This window comes from Brenneria roseae subsp. roseae (assembly GCF_003115845.1).
Lineage (GTDB): Bacteria > Pseudomonadota > Gammaproteobacteria > Enterobacterales > Enterobacteriaceae > Brenneria > Brenneria roseae.
Genome location: NZ_KZ819025.1, coordinates 50653 through 63113, shown reverse-complemented (window position 1 = coordinate 63113; position 12461 = coordinate 50653). Strand labels below are relative to the sequence as shown.

The following is a 12461-nucleotide window of genomic DNA, read 5'->3' as shown; positions in this document are numbered from 1 at the left end:
CGGAGGAGTTCAAATCCACGGAACAGCATGTGTCACAGGGACACCAATCACCTGAAGTTATTGCGCCGGCACGGCAGCTATTTTGATTCGCTCCAACGGCCCGACAATAAACAAGTAAGCAATAAGACCGATTCCCCCCATCGAACCCACGTATAAAATGGCGTAATCGAACGATTGAGTGGAGGATAAAATAAAGCCGATAACCAGAGGCGTAATGATGCTGGCCATATTACCGCACATGTTAAAAACGCCGCCCGCGATGCCCAACACTTCTTTGGGAGAGGTGTCGCTTAATACGCACCATCCCAGATTGCCAAATCCTTTGGCAAAAAACGCCAGACTCATCGCGCCAATAACCACCACTTCTGAACTGGTATAGTTAGCGGTAATAATGGTGCATGACAGCAACATGCCGCAGATAATCGGAAGTTTGCGCGATATTGTCAGGCTATAGCCGCGTCGTAACAGATAATCAGAAAATATTCCGCCGATTAATCCCCCGATGAATCCGGCGATAGCGGGAATGGAAGCGACCAAGCCGACTTTCAATATTGACATCCCTTTCGCCTGATATAAATAAGTTGGAAACCAGGTGAGAAAGAACCAGGTGATAGACGTAACGCAAAACTGGCCGATATAAACACCAATCATCATTCGGTTAACGCAGACAAGTTTAATTTGTGAAAAAGTAATTTTCTCTTTCTTCTTATTAACGCCGAGAGTCGGTTCCCCGCCGCCAGAATGGATATAGTCAAGTTCCTCTTGATTAATTTTTTTATGTTTAAACGGCTCCTGAACATAGATAAACCAGAATATTCCCAAAACAACACCAATTGCGCCGATATAATAAAACACATAATGCCAGCTTAAATTATGTAAAATCACCGTCATTAATGGCGTAACAATCCCCAGGGAAATATATTGGGCCGCCTGATAAACCGAGGTCACGAACCCTCGTTCCTTATCCGGGAACCACTGAACGCTGAGACGGCTGTTGGCCGGAAACGCAGGTGCCTCTATCGCGCCCATTAACAAACGCAGAACAACCAGCGCAACGAGAGGGGAGGTAAACAGATAAATCGTCCCCTGAAACATCGTGACAATAGACCAGGCAATCAAAGCAAAGCCATATACCAGTCGTGAACCAAATCTATCGAGTAATAATCCTCCGGGAATTTGCATAATGACGTAGGAAATACCAAAGGCAGAAAAAGCAAACCCCATCACCTCTGGATCGAAGCCTAATTCTTTACTCATGAAAGGTGCGACAACCGAAAGTGTCGCACGATCTGCATAATTAAAAACCGTTGCTAAAAAAAGGAAAATTAATATCGTATATCGAACATTGGTGCGTTTTTTTAATGTATTCATGGCAGACAACTCCTGTCAACGAGGGTTGCATTTAATTAGATAAGTAGAGGTACAGTTAATTATCGTGACTGATAAGGGAAATATCAGTCACGTGACATATCAGGGTTGTTTACCAAACTCGCAGGTCAACGCCGTCCATTTTCTTGCTTGTTCACTCAGGGTAAAACCAAGCCCCAGACGATCGGAAACCCACATGCGGCCATCACGTAACTCAAGCTGCTCATTAAAGAGTGGATTCAACCATTCGAAATGTTCCAGCCAGGGCTCAATCGGATACGCCGCAGCCAGGTGCAAATGCACTTCCATAGCGAAATGAGGCGCCAGTTTGCGTCCATGCTTCGCCGCCAGATCCATGATTTTCAGGAAGGGAGAAATCCCGCCAACGCGTGGCGCATCAGGCTGAACAAAATCGCTGGCATTACCGAGAATCAATTGTTCGTGTTCACGGAAACTGGTCAGCATCTCGCCGGTGGCAATCGGTGTGTCAAGGGCAGCAGACAGCGCAGCGTGACCTTCAACATCGTAAGCATCGAGCGGTTCCTCAATCCAAATGAGATTAAACGCTTCCATTTTCCGTCCCATACGAATGGCTGTTTCACGATCCCATTGCTGATTCGCGTCCACCATCAACGGGAAGTCATCTCCCAACGCTTCGCGCACGGCGGTAAGACGGCGAATATCTTCCGCCGTATTGGGTTGCCCCACTTTCAGCTTGATCCCGCCAATGCCGCTTTCCCGCGAAATGACTACATTTTTTAAAACCTGTTCCAGCGGCGTATGCAGGAACCCGCCGGAGGTGTTATAGCACTGCACGGAATCACGGTGAGAGCCCAACAGCTTCGCCAGCGGCAACCCGGCGCGTTTGGCTTTCATATCCCACAATGCGATGTCGATAGGGGAAATAGCCTGTACCGCCATACCGCTGCGGCCAACAGACGCGCCAGCCCACAGCAGCTTGGTATAAATCTTGTCTATATCGTTGGGATCCTCGCCGATCAGGTTATCTGCAATTTCCTTGGCGTGAGCGTAAATCCCCGGTCCGCCCGCTCGTTTCGAATAGCTGAAGCCGACGCCTTCAAACCCATCCCGGCTGTGGATTTCAGCAAAAATAATAGCGACTTCGGTAAGCGGTTTTTGCCGACCGGTCAGAACCTTGGCATCACTGACCGGCGTCGCCAGTGGCAAAAAAGCCAACGAAATTTTTACCCACTCGATTCTATCCCCGGTATCAGCGGCAGTTTTGGCGTTACTCGCTTTCGCGTAGCTCACGGCATCTGAATTAGCGCTAAGTGTCATGTTCTTTCTCCTTCATGAATGATTGCGCTAACATAATTAATCCAAATATCAGAAATGAACAGAAAAAGAACACATGAATGCAAAACAGATCACAATTTAACCGAAAAAGAGACTAAAACGACAAAATAACCATTAATAAACAGATGATATTCATGATGAAAAATCACAATGGTAGCGCAATCATTTCATGCAAACGCACAGGATCAGGAAAAAGTCACGCGCAGGGAATATACCTCCCCGATCGGAGCAGGCGCAATCCGGCACACATCATCCTTATTCATAAATCTTGGCTGGAAAATGACCCACTTCAACGATAATCTGATATGCAGGAAGTCAGGAACACATTGGGGAACATCGAGTGAAGAGTGATAAACACGCTATCAATAACCCGACACGCCCCCCCACACTGGAAGATGTGGCCAGAGCGGCGGGGCTTTCGCCGATGACCGTCAGCAGAGCATTGAATAATCCCAAAATTGTTCGGGCAGTGACCCTGTCCCGCGTCATGGAAGCCATCCGCGCGACAGGTTACATTCCTAACATGTTAGCGGGAGGGTTAGCCTCAAAACGCAGCAAACTCATCGCCGTCATCATCCCTCAAATCAATAACAGCATGTTTGTTGATACGGTTCAGGCTATCAGCGACGAACTGGCTACTCGCGGTTATCATATGCTGCTGTGCGTTGCCGGCTACACGCATGAGTCCGAAGCCGATATCGTGACGACTATTCTCTCGCGTCGCCCGGATGGCATTGTGCTTACAGGCATTCATCATTCCCCTGCGCTCAAGAAAATTATTCTGAACGCCAATCTTCCCGTCGTTGAAATCTGGGATTTAACGCCCACGCCGCTTGATATGCTGGTCGGATTTTCCCATGAAAAAATTGGCAATACGATTGGCCAGTACCTCTTAAATAAAGGCTATTCACAATTTGGTCTGCTTTGGACCGAGGACAGAAGAGCGGGACAAAGAAAAAAAGGGATCTATGAGATTATACAAAAGAAACCAGATTGCCATGTTCATGAAATTACGGTGCCGCTACCGGCAACGCTGGCGCTGGGCCGTCAGGGATTGAGCATGCTGTTTGCAGAGGATAACAACAGGTTCGATGTCATCATTTGCAGTTCTGATACTCTCGCTCAGGGAGCCATCATGGAAGCAGAAACAAGAGGTTTGAGCGTACCGGACAAACTGGCGGTCATCGGGTTTGGCGACCTGAATTTTGCGGCGCACAACACCCCGTCGATCACGACGGTCAGGATCGACCGCTGGAAAATTGGCAAAGACGCGGCCATGATGCTGGCGGACAAAATTGAAGGCAAACCGATCTCCGACCCAATCGTCGATATCGGGTTCTCACTGATTGAGCGGGAATCATCATAATATTTTTTATAAAACATAACATTACACCGGAAGTTATACTGTCTTGCCAGAAGACATCATGATGATTCTTTCCACCAGCCCACTATGCCGTTGGGTTGGTGTTTTTACTGCCCGACACAGGATATTCATATCCGCAAACAGCGACAAACGCTTGCGTGCGCGGGTAATCGCGGTATAGACCAGTTCGCGCGTTAACACCGGCAAATAGTGGTTTGGCAACACCAGCGCCGTATGCTCAAATTCCGATCCCTGTGATTTGTGTACCGTCATCGCATAGGCGGTTTCATGAGGCGGCAAACGGCTGGGCGCGACGGCTTTGAGCTTGCCGTCAGGCAATTGGAAATAGACTCGCAATTCACCTTTTTCACTCATCAGCGCGATACCGATATCACCATTAAACAAGCCCAGCACCGCGTCGTTTCGTTCGATCATCACCGGACGCCCCATATACCAACGGTTGAGCGGATTGCGATTTCGACTGATAAGCCCGGCTTTATGCAACGCCTGTTCAATACGCGGATTCAGCCCCGCGACGCCGAACGGCCCTTCACGCAACGCGCACAGTTGACGGTAACGCTGAAACGCCAGCAGTACCGCCTCGGGACGCTCACCGGCCGCCATACGCTGTAAATAGTCCCGGTACCCCTCGACGCTCTGCTCCAGAATACGCGGGTAATCCTCCGTTTCCGACAGCGGACAACAGGTGATATCCGCAAAAGCGCCATTCAATACGGCCCGCACCCGCGGTTCATCGCCGTTATTCACCGCCAGCGCCAACTGTCCGATCCCTGAGTGCTGATCGAAACGATAGCTTCTGCGTAACAGGCAGATACTGTCTCCAACGGTGACCTGACTTTCCGTGCTCATCTCATCCAATTGGCAGCCCGTCAAACGCTGTAGCTGGTGCGCCCTGTTACGGCTATATCCAGCCTCGGCAAAACGGCAGATATCGCCCAGCACCGCGCCCGCTTCTACAGAAGCAAGCTGATCGCGATCGCCCAACAGGATAAGTCTGGCTTGTTCAGGCAGAGCGGCGATCAGGTTAGCCATCATCGTCAGGTCAACCATGGAGGCTTCATCCACGACCAACACATCCAGATGCAACGGATTGCCCTGATGGTGACGCAGACGCTGACTATCCGGCACCGCCCCCAATAAACGGTGCAGCGTTGCCGCTTCCTGTGGAAAAGCGTCACGGCGCGCATTACCCAACGAAAGGTTGTTCAATGCCGTCCCCAGAGATTCGGTCAAACGGGCCGCCGCCTTACCCGTCGGCGCCGCTAACTGAATTCGTAACGCGTCCCCGTCGCCGTTCAACTGAATCAGCGCGGCCAGTAGTTTGGCAACCGTCGAGGTCTTTCCCGTTCCCGGGCCGCCGGAAATAATGGCGATACGCCGGGTCAACGCCACCGCAGCAGCAATTTTCTGCCAGTTAACCTCACCGTCTACCGCAGGAAATAAGCTATCCAGCACGGTACGAATCTGCGGCTCATCATTGGGCAATGCCTGATGCCCGCCGGCAATAAATGCGGCTACGCGTCCTTCACTTTGCCAGCTTCGCTGTAGATACAGCCTGTTCTGTTGCAACACCAGCGGCGTCGGCCGGCTGCCATCGCTGACCGCTGCCGATGCCAATAAATGCCGCTGCCAGGCTGCAACGTCCGGCTGTCCAAGCAATGCCCCGATCCGCTGAGCCAGTTCATGGTCGCGGCCATCGAATAACCATGGCGGCTGAAGTCTCTCCAATGGCAAACACACGTTACCCGCGCCAGACTGAGCACTCAGACAGGCCGCCGCCAACAATAAATGAGGGTGTTCATCATCAGCCAGCATTCTGGCGAATTGCATATCCAGCGGGCGCAGCAGCCGACGCTGCAATGCCATTTCAAGTAAGTCAATCATGGTAGTCATGGCGTATCGGCCTCTTCTGCCTGGCTCCCCTGAAACAACCGGTCCAATCCGGCGACAAAAGCAGCCTGTGGCCGACAATAAAACACCCCGTTACCGGGGTAGCGTTCGTCGATCCCACGTAAAAACAGATAAAACACACCGCCAAAGTGCCGTTCATAGTCATAGTCCGCAATGCGATGACGCAAATAGCGGTGTAACGCCAGACTATAAAGCTGATATTGCAAATCATAACGATGCTCGGCCATCGCCTGCGCCATCGCAGGCTGCGTGTAAGCACTGGCATCTGCGCCCAGCCAATTGGATTTGTAGTCCAGCAGGTAATAGCGCCCTTCCCAGCAGAACACCAGATCGATAAACCCTTTCAACATACCTTGCACTTGCTGAAATGATAGCGGAGGGCACTGGGCAGACAGCGGATCATCTCGTTTCGCCAGTTCATCAAGCTGTGCAGCCTGCATCGGCGCCTCAATAGGCAAATAAAACTGCAACTCCGCGCGTTTATGCCGTGCGTCCAGCGCCGATAGCGTAATGCCGTCATCGTTGAGCGGCGTGGTCAAAATCACCGCCATCCACGACCGCAACACCGGATGCCAGGCAGTATCCAGACCTTGCAATAACAGCTGTTCGGCCAGCCATGCGTCATCCACTGGCTGGGTAAAATCCAGTGTCTCGAACAGGCCATGTAAAAACGTTCCCGGACTCGCGCCTCGTGGAAACGTATGCGGAGTAAACAACGTTTCCGGCTCTTCCTGCCGTTCTCCCATCGCCTCAATATCCAGACGAGGTATCAAATCCTGCGCGACGGAGGAACCGTGCTGCTGCAAACCGGAATAGCTGGTCACTCGCCAGCCATTGCGCCATACCCGCTCGTTGCGGCGGGCCTGCAACGTCACCTGAGCAGGTTCATCGGGTTGCCATGGTTGTTCCTCGCCAGGCTGTGCAAGGGTTACGGCCACGCCGTCTCCGGCCAGTGTTTTAAGCTCGGCCACCAGCGTTGCCGCATCGGCCTCTTTGCCTCTCTGGAGCAAATAGCCCAATGCACTCTGGTGCATATCGCTGCTTTCGCTTTTCCTGCGTGAACGTTGCAACGGCGCAACACCAACGCTGCAATGATAGATCGAACGAGTCAGCGCCACATACAGCAGGCGCAAATCCTCAGCCAGCCGCTCTTCTTCCGCCAGCGCCTGGCTCGCTTCGCCGTTACGCAGATCGAGCAAAGCCTGATAGCTGCTTCTGTCATGATAAATGCCCTGATCCTGAACCCGGAAATTACTGATAAAAGGCAGCCAGACCAGCGGATACTCCAGCCCTTTCGATTTATGGATCGTCACGATCTGCACCAAATGACGATCGCTTTCCAGACGCAACTGCTGATTCTCCGCCTGTGGATTAGGCTGAATAATCTGCTGCGAAAGCCAGCGCACCAACGCATGTTCGCTATCCAGCGCCGATGAGGCATCCTGCAATAATTCACCAATATGCAGCACATCGGTCAACCGCCGTTCACCATCATCGCTGGCCAGCAGGTTTTCAGCCAGTTGATGCCGACTCATCAGCGCGCGCAGCATTGGCAGTACGCCACGCAGTCGCCAAAGCGTGCGGTAGTCGGCAAACTCTTCGACCCGTTCATCCCAGTCGTCTTCACTATGACTCAAAGCATCCAGCGTCGGGGCATCCAACCCCATCAATGAGGTCGCCATCGCACTGCGTAATGTTCTCTCTTGTTCCGGGGCCAGCACCGCCTGCAAGATCCACAGAATATCGCGGGCCTCCGGCGTGGTGAAAACGCTGTCGCGATTGGACAAATAGACCGATGGAATAGCCAGCCTGCCCAACGCCTCCCGCACCAATGCGGCCTCATGGCGGCTGCGCACCAGAACGCTCATGTCGGACGCCTGAACCAGACGCCGTTCTTTACCGGTACCCAGCCAGGCCTGCCGGCGTTGGCTGGCCGCCAGCCAGTCCCGAATCTGTAGCGCACATTGCCGGGCCATTAACTGTTGATAATCCCCAACGCCAATGGTTTCCTCACCCGTCAGCCAAAATTGCAGCGCGGGTTGAGGCACGCCGGCAACCTCAAAAACCAGATCGCGTTTAGGCGCTGCGGGTTCAACCGCCAGAAAAGGAATGTCTTCAAAAATAAACGGGCATTCAAGGCGCTGAAATAAGCGGTTCACGCCCTGCACCATCGGATGCGATGAGCGCCAGTTGGTTCCCAGCGTGTAGTGCGCGCTCACTTCAGATCGAGCGCGCATGTAGGTAAAAATATCCGCGCCGCGGAATGCGTATATCGCCTGTTTGGGATCGCCAATCAACAGCAGACCACACTGCGGTTGCCCACCATACAGCGCGCGAAAAATACGGTATTGCTGGGGATCGGTATCCTGAAACTCGTCGATCATCGCAACGGGGTAACGTTGCCGCACGGAACTGGCTAACTGTTCGCCTCCCGGCTGTTGCAACGCCTCATCCAGCCGACTGAGAAGATCGTCAAAGCCCAATTCCGCGCGCTGTCGTTTTTCCTCACGCACAGACTGACGAATTTCGCTCAGCGCGCGCACGATGACAACATCGCGCAAAGAAAGCGATTCCTCCAGTAAACGCTCGACAGCCTCAAACACCGCGTGTTCAGGCGCTTCGCCCTTTCTGGTTTTCTCCGCCAGAATCGGTTGGCTAAACCGTTGCAGATCTTTTGGCAGTTGATAATCCTGCGTCTGCTGTTCTGCCCACTGTGTGACTTTCTGCAACCAGTTAGGCAGGTTTTTGCTGCTGTAACTGCGTTTATCCACACCGGATGCGTTGATCACCTCTTCCAGTTCCGCCACTGAAACCAGCCACTGCCGTTTAAAAGCATCGATAACGGCAACAATTTTCTGATGCCGGCTTATCAGCGTTTCATCCTCATCGGGAGGGTGGCGAAAAACCGGACTTTCACCTTGCAGGTAAGGCATCAGATCGGCGAGCAGGCTCTCCGGCCCGCTCCACTCCATACCGACAACGCGTGCGATATCCATTGGCAGCGGATAACAGTAGCGCCGCCAGAAATCCGCGCAGGCCTGACGACGTAACGGATGCTCATCCTCTATCAGCACCTGTTCAAACAGGACGCCGGACTCAAATGCATTGGTACTCAGTATCCGCTGACAAAAACCATGAATAGTGTGAATCGCCGCTTCATCCATCTGCCGTTCAGCAGACAATAGCGTCTCTGCCGCATCCTGACGATCCGGGATTTCAGCCAACAGTTCCGACAGCAGCGGCTCTTGGCTTTCCCCACGAATACAGGCAATACGCAATACGTGGATTTTCTCCCGAATACGTTCGCGAAGCTCCTCTGTGGCCGCCTCCGTAAATGTGACGACCAGGATTTCCTCAACCAGTAGCGGACGCGGGTAGGCAGACTGCTTTCCCAACCCCAGCAGCAAACGCAGATACAGCGCCGCCAGCGTGTAGGTTTTCCCTGTACCTGCCGATGCCTCAATCAGCCGCTCTCCCAAGAGCGGCAACGTCATGACGTTTAATGATTGCGGCGCAGCCTGTTTCATTTTGCCGTTGCCTTGTTGACAGAGGTTGCGGTTTCAGACGAGGAAACAGGTGCTTTATTGATTGCCGGCGAGCTATCAACGGGCAACGTTTTCTGTAATGAAGACGCATTCGGATAGGTCGTCCATCCCTGCGGCGCGGCATAATCCGACTTACCATGATGGCTGCCGGAAATTTGCGACAGCACGGCCAACCCTTGCGGTGTTAACGCCTGCTGGAAAAAATCCGCCAGTTGCCCCACCGTCAGCGGTTTAACTTCAGCAATCAACTTCTCACGGGTATCAAACGCAAAGTTCTCCCGGTCCAGGTCATTGCGCAAACGGCTGATTTCTTCGCTCAGCGTTTGCGGGCGCTGGCTCAACTCATTGATGACGCCCTGTTTATATTGCGCAAACTCTTCCTCGCTCATCCCGCGCAGGCGCTTTTCCGCCTTCTGATAAAAATCCTGATAACGTTGGTACAAATAGGCCGGCTGTTTACTGTTGCTTTGCAGCAGGAAACCCATCCCCCATTGCCGCCCGACGGACATCGGGAAAGCAAACACCGCATAGCCAAGCTGTTCTTCCGTTCTCAGTTGACTGTAGAACCAGGGCTGAATAATCTGCCCCAGCACTGAACTGTACGCCATACTTTGCGTTTCGGTATAACCGGCAGGAATGTAAACCGCGGCCAACGCAGAGTCGGTGCTGCTGCCCGTGCGCTGCATATTGGCCTTCTGCGGTTGGGCGATCCTGACCTCATCACTACGCCAAAGCGTTTCGCCGCCGCAGTTCAGGCGGGTTTTCAGCGTTCTCGCCAGTTCGGTGACCTTTTCAGGTTGCAGATTACCTACCACCAGCATTTCCGGCGTCGCTTTTTGCAGTAAATCCTTCCGATAATCAGCCAGTTCCTGCAAGTTGATGTCTTTCAGCAAGTGACGGCGTTCCTCGCGTTCACTGTACGGCAGCTGAGACAGCGACTGGATTGGCTGTATGGCCTGTTCAAACGCTTTTGCCTTTTCTGCCGAGTCCAGCTGTTGCAGATACCAGGATTTGGCCTGCTCCAGCTGTTCTTCTGTCGAGGTAAACGAGGAATAACCCTCGGCCAGCGCCAGAAAGAGCTGCGGCAGGTGCTGAGTGTAGCCATCAGCGTTAATCACCAGGCCATCATTGCTTTTGGTGGAAAAGCTAATCCCGCCAATCGATGCCTGATAGCTCAATTCGTCCAGCGCAAGACCGGCGAGGTAATCATTCAGCGCAAACAACACCTGATTACGCGCGGTACTGCGGGCTTCCTGATTGCGCAGCAGCAAGGTAATTTCAGCTTTAGGCTCATCCGCGAAATAACGACTTGGCATATACAGCACACGCAGCCCCGGTTCCTCCAGCAGAACTTTCGGATGAGTCAGACGGGTATCGCCTTTGATCAGAGAAAAATCATTGGGAATATAAGGGTTGGCTGCGGGCAGCGACAATGAAATCTTCTGTCCCAGCGTTTTCCATTTGGCAAACGTTTCTGCCGGAATCTTATTGACTTCATAAGGCGCTTCAACAAAGTAGGCCACCTTGTTATGCGGCTCATTCGGGCTAATCATCCAGATACGCGCATTCTGCGGCGTCATGACATCCAGACGTTCCGCAATCGCCCTGGGATCATATTGGTCGGCAAGATACATGGCATCCAGCGTATGTTCGACCGGCACCCGTAACATGGTATCAACCAACCACTCGATGTAATCCATATCACGGCTGATGGACGGATAACGGAAATCCAGATCCAGAACGTGGGCGATTTCGTCAAAATAGCGCTGTTGAATACCCTCGCGGCGAATCTGCTGCAAGTAACTGAATATTGCGGCGATGACTTCATCACGCTGCGCCAGCCCTTTATCCGTCAACGATGCTGAAATTGCAAAAACCCCGCCGTTGCGATCGACCATCGGATCGGCGCCCGCGCCAATCGATTCAACCAACCCTTCCTTCTGTAGCCAGTCAGACAGCGTATTCTGGCTGCGGTTACCAAGCAGATAGCTGATATAGGTATCGGTTTTACTACGGAATGCCTGGCTGTTGTTATCGACCCTGAATTCAATGCGCAGCTGTTTTCTCGGCTGTGCCGGGACATAGTGAATCATCAAACCGCGCTGTTTTTCGGTCGCAACAGGAACCGTAATCGCGGGCACGCTGGCTTGATGATTGGCAATGCGGCCAAAGGTCTCCGAAGCCAGTTTTGCCAACGCAGGCAGAGGCTGATTGCTATAAATCACGCCTTTCATCAGATTGGCGGAATAATAGCGCTGGTAAAACTTCACCAGCTCATCATGCAATTTACTGCCGGGCTTATCGCTGAGCGTTTCAAGATTGCCCCCGGAAAAGCGCGCGCTGGGATGCTCGGGGTTCAACGTTTCTGCGCCGACCTGCGCCATGCGGTGACCATCACGGGAGCGCGCCATGGTCATTTCGGCGTTGACCGCATTACGTTCACGGTCGGCATTCACCGGATCAAGCAGAGGTTCGGCAATGGCATCGGCCAGACGATCCACCGCAGGTTGCAGCGCATCGTTTTCCACTTCCAGATAAAATGCCGTGCGATAAGACGCGGTGCTGGCATTGTGACTGCCGGCGTGTTTTTTCAGAAACTCTGACAGCGCTTCAGGCTCGGGATAACGTTTGGAACCCATCAAAACCATGTGTTCCAGATAATGCGCCAACCCCAGTTGACTGTTCGGATCTTCGAGCGATCCCACCGGCAAGGCCAATGAAGCCAGGGATTTCGTGGCCTGCGGATCTGAAACCAACAGTACCGTCATTCCATTATCCAGTTTTATCGCCTGGTACTGACGCGGATCCTTCTCACTTTTACGGATAGTCTGAGCAAGGGGCTGCCAACCCGTATCAGCCCAACTCAGTGGAAGCCAGAAAGTGAATAAAAAAAACAATCCGGTAATCCAGACAAACTGTTTACGCATGCAATTCTC

The 12461-nt window shown here is 52.6% G+C and carries 6 protein-coding genes; 1 reads left to right on the top strand and 5 read right to left on the bottom strand.

Translation table 11 applies throughout. The features are described 5' to 3' along the window. Nucleotides 1-57 precede the first annotated feature (57 nt). Together DDT52_RS06385 and DDT52_RS06380 are read right to left on the bottom strand one after the other, a co-directional pair. Nucleotides 58-1371: an MFS transporter gene (locus DDT52_RS06385; RefSeq protein WP_136155624.1), complete on the bottom strand. Its 1314-nt coding sequence runs from the start codon at nt 1369-1371 to the stop codon at nt 58-60. A gap of 99 nt (nt 1372-1470) precedes the next feature. Then, on the bottom strand, nt 1471-2667 hold the full coding sequence (locus DDT52_RS06380; RefSeq protein WP_109052768.1) for an L-talarate/galactarate dehydratase: 1197 nt from the start codon (nt 2665-2667) through the stop codon (nt 1471-1473). Nucleotides 2668-3025: 358 nt separating this feature from the next. On the opposite strand from DDT52_RS06380, the gene DDT52_RS06375 reads away from it, so the two are divergent. After that, the gene (locus tag DDT52_RS06375) at nt 3026-4051 is read left to right on the top strand and encodes a LacI family DNA-binding transcriptional regulator (protein WP_136155623.1); all 1026 of its coding nucleotides are present in this window, start codon (nt 3026-3028) and stop codon (nt 4049-4051) included. 33 nt (nt 4052-4084) lie between these two features. Here the strand turns inward: DDT52_RS06375 and recD are convergent, their stop codons facing one another. Genes recD through ptrA form a run of 3 tightly spaced genes read right to left on the bottom strand, consistent with a single transcriptional unit; the run spans nt 4085 to nt 12452 of the window. Beyond that, entirely contained in the window at nt 4085-5953 is a 1869-nt protein-coding gene (recD, locus tag DDT52_RS06370; RefSeq protein ID WP_136155829.1) for an exodeoxyribonuclease V subunit alpha, read from the bottom strand. Between the two features lie 5 nt (nt 5954-5958). After that, nucleotides 5959-9507, bottom strand: a complete 3549-nt coding sequence (gene recB, locus DDT52_RS06365; RefSeq protein ID WP_136155622.1) for an exodeoxyribonuclease V subunit beta — start codon at nt 9505-9507, stop codon at nt 5959-5961. Continuing rightward, entirely contained in the window at nt 9504-12452 is a 2949-nt protein-coding gene (ptrA, locus tag DDT52_RS06360; RefSeq protein WP_136155621.1) for a pitrilysin, read from the bottom strand. The genes recB and ptrA overlap by 4 nt, the downstream gene beginning before the upstream one ends. Nucleotides 12453-12461 lie beyond the last annotated feature (9 nt).

Excerpts from the sequence above, each read along its gene's own strand:
- DDT52_RS06385 (WP_136155624.1), bottom strand. The coding sequence starts at position 1,371 with ATGAATACATTAAAAAAACGCACCAATGTTCGATATACGATATTAATT.
- DDT52_RS06380 (WP_109052768.1), bottom strand. The coding sequence starts at position 2,667 with ATGACACTTAGCGCTAATTCAGATGCCGTGAGCTACGCGAAAGCGAGT.
- recD (WP_136155829.1), bottom strand. The coding sequence starts at position 5,953 with ATGATTGACTTACTTGAAATGGCATTGCAGCGTCGGCTGCTGCGCCCG.
- recB (WP_136155622.1), bottom strand. The coding sequence starts at position 9,507 with ATGAAACAGGCTGCGCCGCAATCATTAAACGTCATGACGTTGCCGCTC.
- ptrA (WP_136155621.1), bottom strand. The coding sequence starts at position 12,452 with ATGCGTAAACAGTTTGTCTGGATTACCGGATTGTTTTTTTTATTCACT.